Here is an 18,085-nt window from a genome sequence, read left to right as displayed (position 1 = left end):
TTTTATCTATTGGTACCACAGATTAGCCAATCTACCAATCTGCGATCAAAGGCAAAATGTTGGAGTCGCCTGTCCATAGGCGCCACTCATACTTGAACTCAAAAGATCAAATCATGACACTATTAAAAAAAACTACGAACCAGAGGCATACCGACGCGCGCTTATCGAGGAAATTTCGCCACTTTCTACTAATAGTTGCATTAAATACTTTCCATAGCCACTTTTCATTAATGGTTGAATTTGAGCTTCTAGCTCTTCTGCACTAATGAATCCCTTCCGGTAGGCTACTTCTTCTGGGCAAGCTATTTTCTGCCCTTGGCGACGCTCGATAGTTTGTACAAAGTGTGCAGCATCTAGTAAGTTATCGTGTGTACCAGTATCTAGCCAAGCACTTCCACGCCCAAGACATTCTACTTCCAAAAGATCTTGCTCTAGATATACTCTATTAATGTCAGTAATTTCTAGTTCGCCGCGTGCACTAGGCTTAATATCTTTAGCTATATCGCAAACTTGATTATCATAAAAATATAAGCCTGTGACAGCATAATTCGATTTTGGGTTATCTGGTTTCTCTTCAAGGCTGATAGCTTTCCCTCTATCATCAAACTCTACAACCCCGTAAGCTCTGGGATCAGCTACACGATACCCAAAAACAGTAGCCTTGTTTGATCTGGAATCTGCCTTTTGAAGGGTTTGGCTAAAACTATGGGCATAAAAAATATTGTCGCCCAGTACGAGAGCACTATCATTATTCCCTACATGATCACGACCAATAATAAAAGCTTGAGCTAGTCCATCCGGAGATGGCTGTATCGCATAGGAGAGGTTAATTCCCCATTGTGCTCCATCTTCAAGTAAGCGCTGATAAAGCACTTGTTCTTGAGGTGTTGTGATGATTAGAATATCTCTAATTCCAGCCAACATAAGAGTAGTCAATGGGTAGTAAATCATTGGCTTATCATAAACCGCCATCAATTGCTTACTAACCCCTTTGGTCAGCGGGTACAATCGTGTGCCAGAACCTCCAGCCAATATTATTCCTTTCCGTTTAGAAGATCCTTTCACAACCATTTTCCCCACCCTTGAACTCTTTATAATCTAACAATCTGTAAATTTTTATTGAAACTGTCAATTTGACCCGACAAACAGGTAATACAGTGTTCATCTTTAGTGACTAGCAAATAATTTTCGATCTAAATGATTACACACTAGCCCGAGAATCTGTATTACTCTGTCCTTACAAGTCATCACACCTATTTATTACCCGCTGACAAAGCCTCGCTTCTGCACAGTAACTGCAAAAAAGAAGCCAACCCTAATAATTACTGGTACACGATCGTACCAGCTTAGAAGGATAAAACAGCCGCAGTGCCAACAGCGATGCGATAAAGTATTTCTGTTACATCTTTTGTAACTTGCAGCTCACTAGATTGGATCTTCGGCATAACCATAATTTCATCTCCTGGGCGTAAACGGCGCCCTAGTCGATTATCAAAATCCCTGTCGTCAATACGACTAATAGTGCCATCTAGATGTAAAATCACCAGCTCATCCCGATTGGCATTGTTAGCAAATCCACCGGCAAGCTCGATATAGTCTTCCAAAGTACGCTTTTTGTTATAAACCAGAGAGGTTGGAAAAATAACTTCACCCACAATTGATACTGTTGAAGACTTAAGAGGCACCACAAGCTCATCACCATCCTCAAGCAGCATTTTTGCTGCATTAGGATTATTGGCAATCACTACCTGCCCTCTGGGTTTTGCTTTGCGAGCCTGCTCAATAAAGTTCTGAATCATCATGGCATTGTCTTTTTGTGCCGTTTTCTCCAGATCTGTATTTGGCTGGCGAGTGAGGACTTCCATCTGTAGAGCATCTAATGAGCGGTCCAAAGCTGCTCGCTGACGCTCAGCAACACTGCTGCGATACAGTTGAATAGAATCCCTATCGGCATTGTCACGGAAGCTCAACTGAGCCAACAGTTGATCCAAAGTCGCACCATAGGGCAGCACATAAGTCGCCGGGCCATCAAGCTCTCCCGATACGCTTACTGAAATTGACTGAATGTCATTATCCCTTACCAGCTCTACTTGTGCCCCAGGATATAGCCGTGTTGTCATCGCATCAGCCAATGGCGTGTATTTTGCCTTCTGAACTCCATCAATTACTTGGGTGATTCGAGCAAAATTCGCTTGAGGGTCTGGCTTGGTCACAAGTAACATTTCCCCAAGTTGTGTATAAGGTCCCGTAAACTCCATTTGTGCCGCCTGCTGAACTGCCCCTTCGACAGTTACAGAACCGTTGCGTGCACCAACTACCACAACATCTCCATTGCGTAATTGAAGTGCTGGCATAATGCCATCGACTAAAAAGCTATAAAGATTAATTTTCTGGATTTCTGCTCCTTGGCGCATAACTTTTATGTCGACGAAACTGCCACTTAACTCATCAATACCACCAGCACTGTCTAGATAATAGAGAATAGAGTCTGAACTAAATCCGTTATAGAGACCTGGGCTACTTACGTAGCCCGTCACAAACACTTTTACCGGCTGACTTGCCTCCAAATTGGCATATGCTTGTACATTATTCTTAAATACACGCTTCACATGCCGGAGGACAAAATCATTCAGGACACCATTTTTTACTCCTGCAACATGAACAGGACCCACTTCCGGCACAAATATATTACCTTTTGGATCTACCGGTAGTGTTGCACTAAAGCTATAAGCACCCCAAAGCTGCAAGTTAATCTGATCCCCAATTGAGATTCTATAATCGGGGTTAAAACCGCTAAAGGGCTGATCCTTAAAGGCTCCTTGAAAAAGTGACTGACCAAAAACAGGCACTCCTGTTTGAGGCAATTCAGTGGATGCTACTTCATCAATCAGCTGAGTTTCCAGCGCTGCAGCCTGTACACAGGTAAATGAAGCCAATAATCCTAGGCCAAAACTAAAGCGTTTTATTTTCCCTGTAATCATTTGTCCACTCTTCGTAAATGTAATATTGATCAATTAACTAGGTCACTAGTGCTCGCACGTAATATCAGGCAAATGAAAGCCGTTGCTGAACCTACATTCGATGATCACGAATAGTTACAACTAACATTTTGCCAATTCCATATAGCATAAGTAAAATTATGGCAAGACTTGTTAAACTATATACCTTGCGAGGGTACTCAGCCTTTTCTGCAAGAGATGGTTGGGTTACAACCATTAGATGTTTCAATTTACCGGATGCCTCCATTCGAGCAGTTTCCAACGCCCTTAAAGAAGCAGCATACGCATCTGTAGCAAATTGCAAATCAAGTTCTAAGTTCTGAAAGTGCGCTCCCAGCGAGTTCAGTCTCTGCTCTCCCTCTTCCTCACCTACTCCAACCAAACGAACTTTTTCCATTTCAATTTGATTTTCCAAAGCATCAATATCTGCTTTCATGGAAACAATCTGAGATGAGTCGGTATTCAGGTAGGTTTTTGCCGATGTAAGCTTCGCACGCTGCTCCGCTAAGCTTGCTTCCAACCCCTGAATAATTGTACTAATCCCTTTTGTTAATTCTTCAGGGCTAACAATCTTGTGATTATTTTGAAAGTCAAGAATTTGTTGCTTAGCGCTTCGTAACTTCCCCTGCGCCAGTTCAACTTCATTCTTAACAAAAGAAACCTGCTTATCCGCCAACTGATTACTGATAGCATTGACAAAATCTTCAGACTTTTGAACTGCGGTCTCAATCAGGCGTTTGGCAAATGCAGGATTAAAAGCCTGCATTTCCATAGTGATAATACCGGTTGCTTCATCATATGTAATGTTGGTATGCGCTCTGTAATACTCCAAGTAATCTTCCTGAGTGGCATCAAAAGCCAGGCGCGAAAAGAAATCGTGCTCAGAGCTTTTGTAATAGCCTGCAAGATTCAGTTTTTCATCAAGGTACAAAGCCATATCCAGGGATTGGATATAATTTACAACCAAAAAAGCATCTTGCGTATCAGCACCTATGCCCGGAACTAGAAACCCTAATGCTGGAGTTGCAGATTGAGACGAAGCACTATCCTTAACTATTAATTGAGTAGTGCTAACATAGCGATCAGACACCCAAAATAAATAATAAGCTCCGGTCGCTACCATAGGTAGCACAACTACTAAAGCAAGTCCCCGCCACTTAGAAAAAAAACTAGTGACAGCTCCCTGCCGGTCTTTACTCTTCACACTTATTAATTCCTTAAGGTAATGAACTAACTTAGAAAAAAAAGAATAAATATTTCCCATGCCTCGGTCCTGATTCTTCTTTTGCCCTTCAGCGGATGGTTCCCTAACGTCCATTATCAGCCCTTATACTTTTACGAATGGAGAGGCGATTTCATTTTTAGATTGAGGCTGCAATTTTTCAACCTTACCTGCACCATTTCCTTTATATATTTCTATAGCGTCTTCTATCGCATCAAAAATTTTCAGGCCACTAGAATCTAAATAAATACCAACATCACAATTTTTCTTCAGCATTTGCATAGCATGTGCAACGATAATAAAGGAAGAATCTTTTCGTTTCTCAGATATCACCGCCTCACACTTTTTCTTAAAATGTGCATCGCCAACAGACATAACTTCATCAACTAAGTAGATATCAAAATCTACAGATATACTTAGCCCAAAAGCCAGGCGAGAGCGCATTCCAGAAGAGTAACTTTTGACAGGCACATCAAAATAGTTACCTATCTCAGCGAAATCCTGGACACGATCCATTACCTTTCGCTGTGCCCCTCCCCAAATACCATGTATACCGCAAATGAAAGCTACATTTTCACGCCCGGTCATACTGCCTTGAAACCCCCCGGACAATCCCATAGGCCAAGAGATTCTTTGGTCAGTGATTACTTTCCCATAGTCTGGGTAATCAATCCCCCCCATAATACGCAACAATGTTGACTTACCAGCACCATTGCGTCCTAAAATGCCGATATTCTTACCCTCGGGAAAAGTTGCACTTACATCTTTGAAAAGCACTTTTCGGCCATGGGGAGTACGATACGACTTTGTTAAATTTTCTAACTTAATCACCGGCTAGTTACCAAGTCACGCCAATTTGCCCTGTAACACAGCAATCCAAAGGCCAGCATCGTTACTGAAGACAACCCTAAGTATGCCAAACTGCCAAACATTCCCTGGTAATTGACAAACAAGCCCTCTCGCGTCAACTCAATAACGTGCAGCAGCGGGTTCCACACCAAATAAAAATGATACTCTTTTGGAATTTGCTCAAGAGAAAAGAACACCCCCGAGAGAAAGTACAAAGGCCGAATAATTATTGGAGACAACTTTGCCAGCTCTGGGAATTTAACCCCCACAACACAAAGCGCCAAACTTAGCCCGAGGCAAAAACAAAAAAACAGTACATTTACAATCACTAAAAGCAGAAAATTATTAAAATTTGTAGAGATCCCAAACCATGCAAAAATCACCATCAAAACAGTAAGCGTTGCCAAAGAAATAACAAATTCAAGACAAACCCGACTCAAGACCGCATCAAATGGCCTAAGCTGTCGGTAGTTGAATAGGCCTCGATTTGACTCAACCGCAGCCAAGCCCCTATTAAAACAATTACTGAAAAATAGAAACGGCGCTATCCCTCCAAGCATAAATAGCGCAGTTGGGACACCGGGATAAAACTCGCGCCCAGCCAGGCTAAACACCGCGACTAATACCAGAACATGCAAAGATGGCTCGATCAGTACCCAGGCGTAACCCAGTCGCCATTTTCCAAAACGAGTTTTCATTTCACGCACTAGTAGCGCATAAATAACATCTCGTTGAATTTGCCAGACAGAACGTTGGGCAGAAGACATAAAAATCTACTTTTCAAAGTGTGAACCAGTCGACCACATAGCCAGTGATAAGTTTGGGAGAATTAGCTAAGCTGCTTATAATGCTATTATCTTGTGAAAAGTAATAGATTTTCGCCAGCAGGCCTAATTACTTGAGAACCAAAACCCAATAACACCCCATAAAACAGAAGTCAACCCCTCTTTCTTGCGATAGTGGGCGGCATCCTATCGCAGCCTACTTCCAAATCAATTACACGCCGTTACGCTCGCAGTCTAGTGTATCCACGTCAGCCATCTCTCTGTGCTGATCCTCAACATGGCCATATAAAGATGAGAAGGCATCATTTGACAAAAAACAGCTCAGGAACTTATTAAGCCATCAGCAAACCCAAGTTTCTAAGAGCCTATATTAGCACCCTACATTTATAGTGCGACTTACACAGTATAGATATCTCCCACCAATGACGAAAAAATCCGCTCATTGAGCGGATTCTAACCACTGAAATTAATGGTGTATTTATGCGGATCAAAAAATCACCATCCAAGAGACACGATATAGGTAAAACTACAAAAAACCCATACAACTTATTGAATTGTAAACAATAAATTACTCTCCAAGCAAGTTTCAAGCTTTGAGATCGCACGCTTCATAGTAGAAACCATTATCAATAAGCGCAGGGGACAACCTCAGTCATTACCGCATCGCCTAATACCTCCCCCTGTAACTCCCTCCTATGAGCCATAGCCCAATCGGAAAATTCGCTCAAAAAACAACCAGCAGAAAACTTCCATCCCTGCTTATATAATTATGAAATACTCTTTTAAAGTCGCATAGCGCGGTAGCTGTCATCTCAGGCGCAGTAGACCAAAAATTAACTTGCCCTCCTCGATACTTCACATCGAAAAAGTAATTCTTTTAGCTGTTTTACATCCACCTAACCGTTAATCCGATCCTGAAAAATAAAAATCCAAGTGAAATCGGTCACGAAAACTTTCCTTATCAGGTATAATTTTTTAAAAGCTATCAATTTTTCTGGATCATCTCACATTTCATAGCTTTACAAAGTTCTATAGACTAAATACTTTAGATCAAACCAATATCAACCTGAAGAAAGAGGTGCATGCCATGGGTCCGCATCACACCAGCACATAGTAGTTTCACTCTCTAGTGATGTATTGTTTACCCCTTTTCCCCTCAACTACATATTTTTATTCCTGCATTTTTCCTGCTTGTTTAATCGTGTTCAACGTGGGCCACGTTGCCTCAAAGACCTATGCAATCGAAAAACTATCATCCTTCTTAATTTTTGTTTAAGTCTCAATCAGAAACCCTAACTCTGTTGAGGATTTTGTCGGTACAACTTGTGTCACTTCATAAGCAGCCAATTCCTCACGACAGAATGGATCTTGTTTTAGTACCTGATCTAACGCAGACCGACTATCTATGGTCACCAGGATTACCCCACCTGTGCGAGGCTCCTTACGGCCGGAAAGCTGGAAATATCCTAGCTCGTAGTACTTATTCAAAAAATCAATGTGCTCTGGAATAAACTTTTCCACCTCCTCAAGGGGTTTTATATAGGTAAGGGATACTATGAACATGCTGATCAACCTCTATTTGCAATTCAAAATATCAAAAGTAGAGATCGTAGATTTATCTTCCATCCAATCTCTTATTAACGTAGATTGCCAATCTACAACTCTCGACTTCATTAGAGGAGCATTATACCTACAGGCAATCTGCAAATAGGGACAAAGAGCTCGGTATTGATGCCTAATAAGTAAGGACCTTCCCAGATAGTATTACCTCCAGTGCAAAATCCAAATAAGGATTCAATTAGACCCCAAATTAATGAGGAATAGATTAACAGTTGTCCATTTGCTTTTTGGTTAAAAGCCAGCTTTCTCGATAGTAAATACTTGCATCATAGTGGAACGTTAAAGTCTTCGGATCCAAATAATAGGGAAAACCACTATTGCTGGATATAATAAAGTCATATCTTGCTAAGGCATGTTCTTGAAAAGAATAATACTGGCCATACTCAAACTTATTACAGGTATCGCTGTGAATCTTTAGTAACCTATCAATAAATATAGTTTCTCTATTATATTTATTCATATGTTCCACTAATTGTGCCCTAGCATCCAAAAAACTGGAAATAACAAAACCAAGCACAAATGCACACAAAATTACTATGTACTTTTTGATAGATAACTTTATTCGCTGATATCCTTCTGACATCTGGTGATCCTTAACAGTTAAATTAGTCATATAAATCAGCTTGATTGTAATTTTATGGTGCAAATATGGACTTCATTTTAGCTACTCTATGAGGCAGTGAATCGTCAGCATACGTTGTGCATGCTGACACAAATCAGCCGGAGTATTCAGCGATTAATAAACTCAGGATTATACAAATGAGTATTATCGACAAAGAATCATAACAGCTTCACCTCTTGCTCCACCAATACCTCCCCCTACAACTTTCCATCCCTCGGGTACTTTTACAGTTTTCTCTGGAACTTCCCCTTTGTTTAATGACCTTCCAGATACTTGCCATAAAGTAGCAGCAAAGCATTCACTTAGCTGCTCATCTGATTGCTCTTTACTCTCCTCAGGATCAGCTTCAGCAAAAGCGTTTAAAGCCCCAAGAGAAACTACTAATCCAAGTAGTCCAGAGAATAAGATACTATGCTTTTTCATTGACTTCCTTTTAGAACTAGCTCTTAAACTTCTTATTTATCCATCCTTTACGATAGGAACATATGGCCGATTAAGAAGTCAATAAATATACCTTCTTTTATTATATATTGAGCCACTTTTCTCTATCTGACCAGTCGAAAGATTTCTAAAGAGGAAAATAGATGTAGAGAACTAATTTTAATTTTTCTAATGACTCGATAAATAGGCATCAAAATAGTGATCGAAAAAAGTGACCAAATAACTCATTTGTACCACAGGCTACAGCTAAAGTACCCACTCAGAATATTCGAGATACCTATGACTACTCTTACGTAATGTTAGGAGTTTGGTACTAATAAACAATAGCGCATAATATTTCTTTCAGGCACTCTCGAATCACAAGTAAGTATGCCCTTATAACTATTCACACCAAAGTCAAGAAGCCTGGAGGACCTGAAGATAGTAGAATTTAGTTGCTAATAGAGGACTGTCATATTTAGCCCTTTTTAAAATTCGGCGAATCATAAGTTTCGCGATACGCTAAATAGGAGACTCGCTTAAGGAGCTTCTTGTAAATACCCTATTTTTACTGGTAAAAAAATACACTCATATATGGTGTTTGAATATTTTTCAAACAGCAAGCATGGCCTGGCTGTGGCATCATATTCATCTAAATAGATTAACTTTCAGCCTATTGGAACGATGTAATGTGTAAAAAGTTATCCATTAAAACTGGCCTTACCATCCTAGCGTTCGTAATTACTTTGATGGGATGTACAAGTGCCCAGGAAAAAGAAGCGATGCAGAAGATAGTATTTTCTGACGCTAAGGCTACAGAAGGATGCGTTCTAGTAGAAGAAGTAACATGCAAAACAATCAGGGTTAACCAGGGAGATGTTTGTACTCCTTGGTTACAAAAAAGGGCTGTGCGAAGAGGTGGAACCCATGTTGTTAAGGTTGCTTCAATGGCGCAATTTGGTGATATCTATATGCCTAACGGAGTATCGGCAGGTAAGGCTGTAACAGGCACGCATATCCCAGCGAAAATCTATAACTGTAGTGCTGCTAGCGAATAAGCGCTAACATCCCCAGGGAGCGAGTCAAGTTATCACTTGCTCCCTGGTAGTATTCTTTAACATTCCGCTCAACTCAAGCTATAACTTCTTGCTTGCCCCAATTTTGAGCTAATTCTCAAAAGAAGAGTCCTAAAAAAGAGGAAATGTCTAGGATTTCTTCCTATCCGTGAGTTACAGAAAAAGCCCCTAGAATTTATCTTTTTCTTCTCCACTAGATAATTGCACCAATCCTAATGAAATATAGATAGTATGACTTATCATACAACGGTAATCGACTCACTAAGACACCGCAATCCAGGTCTCTGCTTCCCCATCGATTACAGCGATCAACTGATTGTTACTGAATGGAGCTAATTCCAGCTCATCTGAATATTTGGAAATAACAAGTTCAGCAGCATCCTTAAACGGTTGGTTTCCATAGTGAGGTAAGGGATAGAAGTGCACAAGATTTAACCCTTCATAAGACTCTAGATTCTTCGCTGCATCGGGGTTATCCATCTCCTGAATATACGCGATATTCGGCGAGAGGATTACAGTACCTGCTGACTCACCTATATAGGGCTTACCCAGCCTAATCTGCTCCAACAAGATTTTGTCTGCCCCACTTCGCCTAAGTTCTTGAAGTAGGAAATAGGTGTTACCACCAGTTACATAGATATACTCATTGTTTTGCAGTTTATCTTTAATCTCATCCGCTGAAGCCTTAGACACTTCCAATTCATCTACAATAAGACCTAACTGCTCCAGCTCCTTCTTGGCATCTTCCACATAAAAAGTGATCTCTTCGGGAATGCTTGCAGTAGGGATGAATGTAACCTTCTTACCTTCAAGCCGCTTATCAAAACTCGCGATCGCGCTCGCCACCTCAGCAAAATACGAAGTCAAGAATAGCTTGGCCATATATTTTAATCCTTTGAAGTACTTAATTAATCAATAACTTGATATCGATATAGTTTACTCAAGATGTGAACAGGTCAATAAAGATATATCACATTATCCGATTATGTATGGAGGGCCCAATATTATTTTTTTATTATCTCTCAACAAAGTCATCAATTACCGATTCAACCTTGAAAATGGCCAAATTTGTCACTAAATTCAACAATAAACGGAGAAGCTTCTCCCCCCTGATTTTTACAGGAATGTTTATATCAGGCTGGTTTGACTATGAATTTCGACAGTATTTATATGCAGCTAAAGCCAAGTTTAAAGTATGATCTAAGTGGAACTAACAGGTAATCAAAATCACTTTTTTATCATTCACTATCTTGGCATCTCTCATAGAACCAGAAGCACAAGCAAGCAAGCAAAATCTGTAAGAACCAAATTACGTAAAGATTCGGCAGCTTAACTATTGTACCATTTACCTAAAAGTAGGAGCCAATTAGCATACGCAGAATGGAGGGCGATATAAGTCGCTCCAGAGGCTGCTGATTTTACTGCCTTTGCTTATGATACATTTTTCGTACACGATCTTTCGGAACTAGCACTCTTGCTCCCGCAACCTACCTGAATCCACCAGTGATATCTAACCATTTAGCAAAAAATGAATATATTTTGGTATAGCCTTCCCAGCCTTTAAAGTAGCCGAAAATCGCAGCCACGATATAAACCACAAACAAAGTACAAAAGGATATGGCTTCATAGTCAGGAAAAAACAGCTCTTCCATACCTTCTTTGGGGTCCCCCCCCTGGCGAACCCCACAATTAAAAACACATAAGAAAAAAGCAGAAGAGTTACCGGGATACAGCCTAGTATTATCCCTCGAGCAATTTTCTCCGGTTTTGTTGGCTGATACATGTATTGCACCGATGAATAAAAATCGATTGACTGGAAGGCAAGGCATGATAGGGATTTTAGGCAAAAAAGAGGACCTAAAAGACCCTTTTTTATTTTGCGAGTTCTGGATAAGAGATTTGCCATCTCTCCTTGCACCCTTTAATAGACAAGGGAAATTTGGTGGAGCTAAGCGGGATCGAACCGCTGACCTCAACACTGCCAGTCTTCCGCACACAAAAATGTAACTTGCTGATTTGTAAGGGAAACTGCCTTTTTCCAATCTAACGGCCTTAAATATCCTTGATGATACCGCACCGACGCCTTAACTACACCCTCCACCAACAACTTTTGTCGCTCCCAGATCGGCATAGGCCTATATCTGCCATTGGCAGACAATAGCCGTCCTCGCTTTACGTCCAAAATTTACAGGTTCGCTAGACTACTACGACAACATTACCGGTCACTAGAATTTTGACAACTTTCTTGATCATTACTTCGGACAGCTTTGGAAAACTAAGCCCCTGACGTTAAGTCTAAAGCCACAACGAGACCCACTTTACCAATAGTCTAAGGTAATCCAAAGCTGCCGATAATCGACTTATAGGACTGCAAGATTCAGGTTTACTGGGCTAATAAATGTCCGAAGTTTTTTGGTAAAGGAAGCTCACACTCAGTAAGAACTCAAAATTGAGATGCGCAAAGTAAACCTTTCTGCGCCAAATTGTCATCTGCCCAGCATTTGCCAAAATGTGGAACGCAAATTTGCGCACGATTCTTGGCTTCTCACTCTGTGTCCACCCTCCAACTTTCTACCTATTGACGACTGTACTTAGTCGCGCTTATAGCGCGGTGATGCTTAGCAGCGGCTGACTTTTTGTTGATTGTTTTGTGCGATAAAAGGAGAAGCCTTGCACAAAACAAGCGACGAAAAGGCAGTCCAGCACGAAGTAATTGGCTACCTAAAATTGTTAAATTTGGATTGTAACAAAAGTATTATGGCCGACCACCTACGCTAAAATACACAATCCATAACACAATATGAACAATGAAAGCGACTATGCTAAATATGATCGCAAGGAATGCTAGCTGTTTTGCATTGTAAGCTTTGTATTTACCCCAAGCTAATAAGAGTAATAGCTGAATAGGAGTGCTAAAAATAAAATATGCCACACCAGATGAGTCTATTTCGTATGGATCATTCGATACCATGAAATATAGAGCTATTGCACAGGCTATAAAAAAAGGCAGTGTGGTATAAACCGAGTATCTAATTCCTTCTAATGCCATTTACCTTTCCTAGAAACTTAACGAAGATGTAGAAAAACTCAGCCCTCTTTTCGTACTGTGCTTCTACGTGAAAAATAGCCCACTCATCAGTGAAAGCTAGATCAGAATTCACGTAGAACCACCATTTATGATCAATATTCAATCACATCTAAGAAAGCAAAGACATAAATTAGTTTTTCTACAGCCTGAACGTTGTACTAAGCGGCAAAACATAGTTGGCTAAAACTATGAGCGCAGTGAGAAAAAGCCAACTGTTTTCTGTCCGCTCTTGAGTGCCTTGCTATGTTTTACTACACTGTTTTATCAATTAAAAAATCTTACTAGCCAGTCGAATGTAAAAACGGTTGTAAAAACCTTTAAACCTACGAGACCAAAAAATAGAACTATTAAGGCTACTTTAAGTTTTTTACTTTTGATGTTATTCCAGAATAATAACTTAGCCTTAAATTCACTTTTTAACTCAGCTATGTCCTCTTTCATAAAAAAGTCCCTTTAGTCATCATAAATTTAAAATTGAAGCCAAGAATCAATAAACATAACTTCCTGTGGAGGCCACGTAGTGACTGTAACGAACATCACCCACTTATTAGGCATTTCTGCAGCGCTTTTTTATGATCCCCAACAATTTTTCGGCGCAACCAGAATAAGCCAACAAATTACAAACTGGAATTCCATCAAATCCAATCATTCGATTTAGCCTTCGTATCTTTAAAGATGAATAATTATCATCACAAGTTGTATGCAATACCAACCATAAAACTGCACCGCCTCTCGGCAACAATTGTGATTTAGTAGATGCTCCCCGTATAACCCTCCACGGAAATTCTATCCTAGAGAAATCCTCAACTAGAAGACCAGAATCAGAGACCACCAGTTTATTCTTCAGTGAGCGAAAAATACCATAAGAAAGAAGCAAAAAGACGATTGAAAAAGGTAAAATATACAGATGTACTTTTAAAGCCAGATTTGTAAAACCACCTTTCCAGATACAATACCCATGTACATAAACAGGCAAAATAACAAGTATTGCGATCAATATCCCCAGTGAATTTTTGTCTTTCGTTAGAACCATGTATTGTTCCATGATTTCGCCTAACACTTTGCTAAGGGGCGGCTGGAGCGAAGCGTAGGCTGTCTCGCGGAGGGCGTGATTTTCGCGACCGTAGTGTACTTCAGCAACTTGTTATGATTCATACTACGCGTCTCGCACAGGCGCCGTAAAATACGAACTGACAATAAATAAAACTATGCCAACAATCACTGAAAGTAATATAACTTTGACAGAAAATCCGCCGAGCAACTTACCCAAAAAATACCCACCCGTAGAGCCAATTGCTAATGATTGCCACATGCTAGCTCCACCTTGGGCCGAGATGATGGAACCACAATTACCACAAACTAACGGTTTAGATTCAGAAAAAGTAAGCCGTTGCCCAATTGTATTAAAGAAAGGCAGTGTTTTTGTGCAATATGGGCAAGTTTTGATGATTCACTCCTTTAAGTTATAACGCCCGCATTTAGTTCGGCCGAAACGCAGTATAGACCGTCCCAGCCCGAAGGGCGACAACATGCGTTTGTTAGCTAATTCACTGCTCAAGGTTTCCACTTAGCTTGTACGTGAAAACGCTTAATTAGATCTTGGATCTTCGGACTTTCGCACCCTCCCTTCTCGATTACCGTATAAACCATTTGAGTTGCTTTTTCTCCGCCCACCTTCATGGCCTCTCTCGCCTTCTCTTTACTCATTGCAGGATTTCGTTTCATGACTTCCTGCAGGGCATATATCGATACCATTTCATAATTGGCCAAGAAAGCGTTCAATACTTTCTTTTCTGGCTTGATGCATTTCCCAGCTGCAGCGCTGGATAACGTAAAGTGTTCAAACATTTTTAGTATATCGGTTTTACTTTCTGCATAAGTTACGCTGCAGAATAAAGCCAATGACAAATACAGTATTCTCATCATACAAACCAAATGAGCTCTCTAAGGACGGCTAACGCCTTTGTCATTTGCGTTTTGGTTGTAGTGGAGTTTTGGCGTACAGTGGCGAAGCCACGCCAAAACGGAGCGTAGACCAAAACGTCAAATGGACAAACTTGTTATGCGTGTCGAAGACGGCGGAGATCACGAAAGCCTACAAAGAGTAAAAATAGACTAAGCAAACCAACTACACTTGGAAATACAACCCTACCAGATAAAGATTGAAACTTACTCAATACGTTAACGTTACCGATGTTCAAGGAAACCAATTGGTTGCTACTGTCGAATGCTTGATAGTAGCTAATTGCCACCTCCGAACCCTTAACTATGGATTTAGACACATCTTCACTCCAGAACCCTGCATAGCGGAACTGCTTACCGTCTATAGATACCAACAAAGTATCGCTACCCTTACCTCCAGGCCTCAGACGCGCGCTCTCAACTATTCCATGAGTTGATTCTATATCTTCAGATAGCGGAAAGTCTGCTAGTAAAAAAATACTCAATGATAGAAACAATCCGCCAACGAGAATTGCAGCCCATCCAATGAAAGTTGAAGGATTATCTAGTCGTTCAATCATTCTTACGTATAACAGTGTATTCAAAAGCAGCTGCAATATATCACCTACCACTATATACACAAGCTTCCTTCGACCACGATAGAAAAAGCCTTTAAGTAACATTAACTTATCGACAGTTGGTACAGATGTGCACAAGTGGATATATTGCAGCTGCATTATATCCAGACATTTTGGGTGCTATATATATTTTTGGAAACCCCTTAAAAGTCAGAAAGTTAGCACCCTCTTTCCTGCACATAGATGAAGATGCTATTGATCCCAGATATATAAAGCAGGCTAGGTGACCTGGTTATCCCAATAAATGTTATTTAGCGCAGACAACATCTGCCCCACCACCCCAGCTAAATCGGTACTCGTATCCCCAGTAATCTGCGGCAATGTCACCGGGCGGTTGGCTACCTGCCAGCCGCTGTTGCCGTTGATATACAGCAGGCTATCCGCTTGATTGAGTGCGACCTTGGCGGGGAAGAATTGCCAGTAGCCGGGGTCGGCCACATAGCGGGCCAGTTGGCCGTTTTGGTTTGCCCAGTCTCCGGTGCCGCTGGCGACTATGTAGCGGGCGCCATCGCTGGGGGAGCCGGGGGGATCGTTTTGGATCCCCAGCACTTCAATCTGCAGCAACGCGTCGATGGTATCCAGGGCTTGATTGAGGCTTGCCGCTGGGTCCAGGGTGCCTTCAGCTGCGTAGGGTATGGCGTTGTTGGGTGTGTTGCTCATGGTCCTTTTATCCTGTTTATACCGTGATTTCCGTAGCCGGGCCGGCGCCGGTGATGCTGTTAACTTGGCTCACTTGAATGGTGGCGGTTCCTGGGTCGGGGATAGTCAGGCTGGTGGCGCTGGTGTCGGTGCTATCGCCATTCACCGTTACCCGGTAGCCGGTAAAGAACTGGCTTTGATCGTAGGCGGCGCGGCCGCCGAGATACCCTACCCCACCCCATTCAATGGTTAGCTGGCCGCCGCTGCGGTAGGCGCGCAGGCTGGTGGGTGCGGGTTCACTGTGGCTGGCGCCAGTGTAGGTGGCGGCAGTGGTAGTCTCTTCGCCGCTGCCGCTACTGGTGGCACGGAAGGTGAGTGTCTGGTTCAGGTTGTAGCGCTCGGTGGGAATATAGTTCAGCGTGTTGCGATCCAGTAAGACAAAGCGCGTACCCGCTGAGTGCTGGGTGATTTCGGTATTCAGGCGGCCGCGCAGCAGGTAACCAATTTCCCAAACGCCAGGGCTGATCTCGTCGGCCTCGCCAAAGCTCACAATTTCATTGCCGATTAACGCCCTGTTCTCGCGGTTAAGCATTTGCGCCAAGGTGCGATACTCGAGCGCGTCGCCATCGTCGAAGAGTTGGATTTGCACGCGGTTGTGGGTGTCGGGGATCTCGCGCTTGTGGGTGTCGAGCGCAGTGACCAGCTCCCCCATCACCGCCTCCACGTCCGTGGTATCGGATTCGGTATAGTTTTCTCCACCATCTAAAGACAGCGCCACGATGGCACCGCTCCAAGCGCTGTTGCTGCCGGCGATCGCAATGTAATACCCCAGCTGGGTATCGTCGCCACTGGATAGAATCGGAGCGTCGATAAATTCGATATGGGTCGAGCCGGCAACCAGGGGCACCGGGGCTGGTGCGGCCATGGGGGCCACGCCTAAAGCCTGACTTTGGTAGGCGCTTTTGCGGTCGTGGATCAGTTTGTATTTTTGCTCGCCTCGATCGATATTCACTTCGTCAATGCGAAGGCGGTCGCCCTGATACAGCACCACATCGCCAGCGGTGAGCCCCAGGTAATTGCGGGGTAACGTAATATCAAACTCGCCGCGCTGCTCTTCGATCATCACCTTGTGCATGATGACCGTCACCTGGGCAGCGTGGTCGGTTTCCAGTACCACGGGGGTTTCAATATTTTTTTCCCCTTCACCACGCGTGTCGATACTGCGGTCTGAGGTTTGTTTACAGGTATCGATACCGCCGACAGAATCGTAATAATTCAGGTTCAATACCTGCACGATTTCCTCGGGGGAGCGGCGGGTTTTCTCATCGTCGCTATCGCCGATTAAATCGTTCTCGTCGATTTCCATTACCGGTTCACCGCCGCGCGGGACAAAACTCACCGTGCCGCTACGATTAACCGGATCAAAAAAATACACCTTGGCCAGCTCTTGGATATGCTCGAATGCCGGGGATTCGTTGGTGATCTGCATTCCCTGCACATAGCCCTCCAGTAAGGTGGTGTCGAATTTATCGTAGGGCACGCCGGCGCGCTCGCAGATCTCGGCAACCACGGCATAAAGGGGATATTGAGCGGACATACTGCACCTAGGGTTTGAGTAAAAACTGCAAGCGGAATTGGCGATTCATCCCCACTTTAATTAGGCCGGGGCTGGAGACGTTTTCCTGTAGCAGGTATTCGGTTTCAAATCGGTCGCGCTGTTGGCGGCATACCAAATTGCCGCCCTGTAGATAGGCAAAAATCACATCATTGGCGGAAGACTGCAGGGGGCGCTTGTCGTCCAGGGTGAGGCGCGGGGTAATAATGCCGGGCCATTCGGTAGTGACCTGCTGCCCCTGGCTGCTGTCGTACCAGTAGAGCTTGGCCATACCGGCCTCGACATAGGCAACCACCGGGCGCATATTCTGATCGAACGCCAGGCTCACCTCGGTAATCTCTGTACCACTGATCAGGGTGAACTCAGCCACTTCAGGCGCATCCAGCACAATCTCCGCGCCGTCGTTCAGAATGCGGGCGCGCCAGATCTGATACTGCAGCCCCTCGCTGGGGTCTTGCAGGGCGATACCGCCGCTTTCGTAGTCGATCAGATCGCGCACGGGCCTGGCAGCGCCGCCGATAAAGGGCGACGGCAGCGGCTCACTGGATAGGGTGTTATCGGGCAGCGCCAT

At 43.0% G+C, this 18,085-nt stretch carries 18 protein-coding genes; 1 reads left to right on the top strand and 17 read right to left on the bottom strand.

Annotated features, from left to right (window positions below; all coding sequences use genetic code 11):
- Positions 1 to 132 precede the first annotated feature (132 nt).
- The 8 genes from rfbA to ACJJII_RS10790 all read right to left on the bottom strand — a co-directional run bounded on the left by rfbA (position 133) and on the right by ACJJII_RS10790 (position 8,520).
- A complete protein-coding gene (gene rfbA / locus ACJJII_RS10825) occupies positions 133 to 1,071 on the bottom strand; it encodes a glucose-1-phosphate thymidylyltransferase RfbA (protein ID WP_444919144.1) in 939 nt (312 codons plus the stop codon).
- A 275-nt stretch (positions 1,072 to 1,346) separates the two neighbouring features.
- Positions 1,347 to 2,981 carry a polysaccharide biosynthesis/export family protein gene (locus tag ACJJII_RS10820; RefSeq protein ID WP_444919143.1) on the bottom strand — a complete coding sequence of 545 codons (1,635 nt, stop codon included), beginning with the start codon at positions 2,979 to 2,981 and terminating at the stop codon, positions 1,347 to 1,349.
- A gap of 91 nt (positions 2,982 to 3,072) precedes the next feature.
- Positions 3,073 to 4,317, bottom strand: a complete 1,245-nt coding sequence (locus tag ACJJII_RS10815) for a KpsE/RkpR family capsule polysaccharide export protein (RefSeq protein WP_444919142.1) — start codon at positions 4,315 to 4,317, stop codon at positions 3,073 to 3,075.
- Between the two features lie 9 nt (positions 4,318 to 4,326).
- A complete protein-coding gene (locus ACJJII_RS10810) occupies positions 4,327 to 5,052 on the bottom strand; it encodes an ABC transporter ATP-binding protein (protein ID WP_444919141.1) in 726 nt (241 codons plus the stop codon).
- Positions 5,049 to 5,837, bottom strand: coding sequence for an ABC transporter permease (locus tag ACJJII_RS10805; RefSeq protein ID WP_444919140.1), 789 nt, complete (start codon positions 5,835 to 5,837; stop codon positions 5,049 to 5,051). The genes ACJJII_RS10810 and ACJJII_RS10805 overlap by 4 nt, the downstream gene beginning before the upstream one ends.
- Before the next feature lie 1,290 nt (positions 5,838 to 7,127).
- Positions 7,128 to 7,418 (bottom strand): YciI family protein, encoded by a 291-nt coding sequence (locus ACJJII_RS10800; protein WP_444919139.1) that lies wholly within the window; start codon positions 7,416 to 7,418, stop codon positions 7,128 to 7,130.
- Positions 7,419 to 7,680: 262 nt separating this feature from the next.
- Positions 7,681 to 8,088 carry a hypothetical protein gene (locus ACJJII_RS10795; protein ID WP_444919138.1) on the bottom strand — a complete coding sequence of 136 codons (408 nt, stop codon included), beginning with the start codon at positions 8,086 to 8,088 and terminating at the stop codon, positions 7,681 to 7,683.
- Between the two features lie 153 nt (positions 8,089 to 8,241).
- Positions 8,242 to 8,520: a hypothetical protein gene (locus tag ACJJII_RS10790; protein ID WP_444919137.1), complete on the bottom strand. Its 279-nt coding sequence runs from the start codon at positions 8,518 to 8,520 to the stop codon at positions 8,242 to 8,244.
- Between the two features lie 686 nt (positions 8,521 to 9,206).
- Here ACJJII_RS10790 and ACJJII_RS10785 point away from each other — a divergent pair.
- Complete coding sequence (locus ACJJII_RS10785) at positions 9,207 to 9,575, top strand: hypothetical protein (protein WP_444919136.1); 369 nt, start codon at positions 9,207 to 9,209, stop codon at positions 9,573 to 9,575.
- 279 nt (positions 9,576 to 9,854) lie between these two features.
- Here the strand turns inward: ACJJII_RS10785 and ACJJII_RS10780 are convergent, their stop codons facing one another.
- The 9 genes from ACJJII_RS10780 to ACJJII_RS10740 all read right to left on the bottom strand — a co-directional run bounded on the left by ACJJII_RS10780 (position 9,855) and on the right by ACJJII_RS10740 (position 18,085).
- Complete coding sequence (locus ACJJII_RS10780) at positions 9,855 to 10,475, bottom strand: Type 1 glutamine amidotransferase-like domain-containing protein (protein ID WP_444919135.1); 621 nt, start codon at positions 10,473 to 10,475, stop codon at positions 9,855 to 9,857.
- 605 nt (positions 10,476 to 11,080) lie between these two features.
- Positions 11,081 to 11,635 carry a hypothetical protein gene (locus ACJJII_RS10775; RefSeq protein ID WP_444919134.1) on the bottom strand — a complete coding sequence of 185 codons (555 nt, stop codon included), beginning with the start codon at positions 11,633 to 11,635 and terminating at the stop codon, positions 11,081 to 11,083.
- A 713-nt stretch (positions 11,636 to 12,348) separates the two neighbouring features.
- The gene (locus tag ACJJII_RS10770; protein WP_444919133.1) at positions 12,349 to 12,642 is read right to left on the bottom strand and encodes a hypothetical protein; all 294 of its coding nucleotides are present in this window, start codon (positions 12,640 to 12,642) and stop codon (positions 12,349 to 12,351) included.
- A 586-nt stretch (positions 12,643 to 13,228) separates the two neighbouring features.
- Positions 13,229 to 13,726, bottom strand: coding sequence for a hypothetical protein (locus ACJJII_RS10765; RefSeq protein WP_444919132.1), 498 nt, complete (start codon positions 13,724 to 13,726; stop codon positions 13,229 to 13,231).
- A 509-nt stretch (positions 13,727 to 14,235) separates the two neighbouring features.
- Positions 14,236 to 14,607: a hypothetical protein gene (locus ACJJII_RS10760; protein WP_444919131.1), complete on the bottom strand. Its 372-nt coding sequence runs from the start codon at positions 14,605 to 14,607 to the stop codon at positions 14,236 to 14,238.
- 134 nt (positions 14,608 to 14,741) lie between these two features.
- Positions 14,742 to 15,359 carry a hypothetical protein gene (locus tag ACJJII_RS10755; protein WP_444919130.1) on the bottom strand — a complete coding sequence of 206 codons (618 nt, stop codon included), beginning with the start codon at positions 15,357 to 15,359 and terminating at the stop codon, positions 14,742 to 14,744.
- Positions 15,360 to 15,479: 120 nt separating this feature from the next.
- Positions 15,480 to 15,920: a DUF2793 domain-containing protein gene (locus ACJJII_RS10750; protein WP_444919129.1), complete on the bottom strand. Its 441-nt coding sequence runs from the start codon at positions 15,918 to 15,920 to the stop codon at positions 15,480 to 15,482.
- 16 nt (positions 15,921 to 15,936) lie between these two features.
- Positions 15,937 to 17,496, bottom strand: a complete 1,560-nt coding sequence (locus ACJJII_RS10745) for a phage tail protein (protein ID WP_444919128.1) — start codon at positions 17,494 to 17,496, stop codon at positions 15,937 to 15,939.
- A gap of 7 nt (positions 17,497 to 17,503) precedes the next feature.
- On the bottom strand, positions 17,504 to 18,085 hold the full coding sequence (locus ACJJII_RS10740; RefSeq protein WP_444919127.1) for a hypothetical protein: 582 nt from the start codon (positions 18,083 to 18,085) through the stop codon (positions 17,504 to 17,506).

Source organism: Microbulbifer maximicatervae (SeqCode) (genome assembly GCF_052467825.1).
Note: the sequence above shows the minus strand (reverse complement) of the source record. Positions and strands in the feature narration are given on the sequence as shown.

What these genes read in the sequence shown, in the direction of transcription:
- rfbA (WP_444919144.1), bottom strand. Translation starts at nt 1,071, where the DNA reads ATGGTTGTGAAAGGATCTTCTAAACGGAAAGGAATAATATTGGCTGGA.
- ACJJII_RS10820 (WP_444919143.1), bottom strand. Translation starts at nt 2,981, where the DNA reads ATGATTACAGGGAAAATAAAACGCTTTAGTTTTGGCCTAGGATTATTG.
- ACJJII_RS10815 (WP_444919142.1), bottom strand. Translation starts at nt 4,317, where the DNA reads ATGGACGTTAGGGAACCATCCGCTGAAGGGCAAAAGAAGAATCAGGAC.
- ACJJII_RS10805 (WP_444919140.1), bottom strand. Translation starts at nt 5,837, where the DNA reads ATGTCTTCTGCCCAACGTTCTGTCTGGCAAATTCAACGAGATGTTATT.
- ACJJII_RS10800 (WP_444919139.1), bottom strand. Translation starts at nt 7,418, where the DNA reads ATGTTCATAGTATCCCTTACCTATATAAAACCCCTTGAGGAGGTGGAA.
- ACJJII_RS10795 (WP_444919138.1), bottom strand. Translation starts at nt 8,088, where the DNA reads ATGACTAATTTAACTGTTAAGGATCACCAGATGTCAGAAGGATATCAG.
- ACJJII_RS10790 (WP_444919137.1), bottom strand. Translation starts at nt 8,520, where the DNA reads ATGAAAAAGCATAGTATCTTATTCTCTGGACTACTTGGATTAGTAGTT.
- ACJJII_RS10785 (WP_444919136.1), top strand. Translation starts at nt 9,207, where the DNA reads ATGTGTAAAAAGTTATCCATTAAAACTGGCCTTACCATCCTAGCGTTC.
- ACJJII_RS10780 (WP_444919135.1), bottom strand. Translation starts at nt 10,475, where the DNA reads ATGGCCAAGCTATTCTTGACTTCGTATTTTGCTGAGGTGGCGAGCGCG.
- ACJJII_RS10770 (WP_444919133.1), bottom strand. Translation starts at nt 12,642, where the DNA reads ATGGCATTAGAAGGAATTAGATACTCGGTTTATACCACACTGCCTTTT.
- ACJJII_RS10765 (WP_444919132.1), bottom strand. Translation starts at nt 13,726, where the DNA reads ATGGAACAATACATGGTTCTAACGAAAGACAAAAATTCACTGGGGATA.
- ACJJII_RS10760 (WP_444919131.1), bottom strand. Translation starts at nt 14,607, where the DNA reads ATGATGAGAATACTGTATTTGTCATTGGCTTTATTCTGCAGCGTAACT.
- ACJJII_RS10755 (WP_444919130.1), bottom strand. Translation starts at nt 15,359, where the DNA reads ATGCAGCTGCAATATATCCACTTGTGCACATCTGTACCAACTGTCGAT.
- ACJJII_RS10750 (WP_444919129.1), bottom strand. Translation starts at nt 15,920, where the DNA reads ATGAGCAACACACCCAACAACGCCATACCCTACGCAGCTGAAGGCACC.
- ACJJII_RS10745 (WP_444919128.1), bottom strand. Translation starts at nt 17,496, where the DNA reads ATGTCCGCTCAATATCCCCTTTATGCCGTGGTTGCCGAGATCTGCGAG.
- ACJJII_RS10740 (WP_444919127.1), bottom strand. Translation starts at nt 18,085, where the DNA reads ATGGCGCTGCCCGATAACACCCTATCCAGTGAGCCGCTGCCGTCGCCC.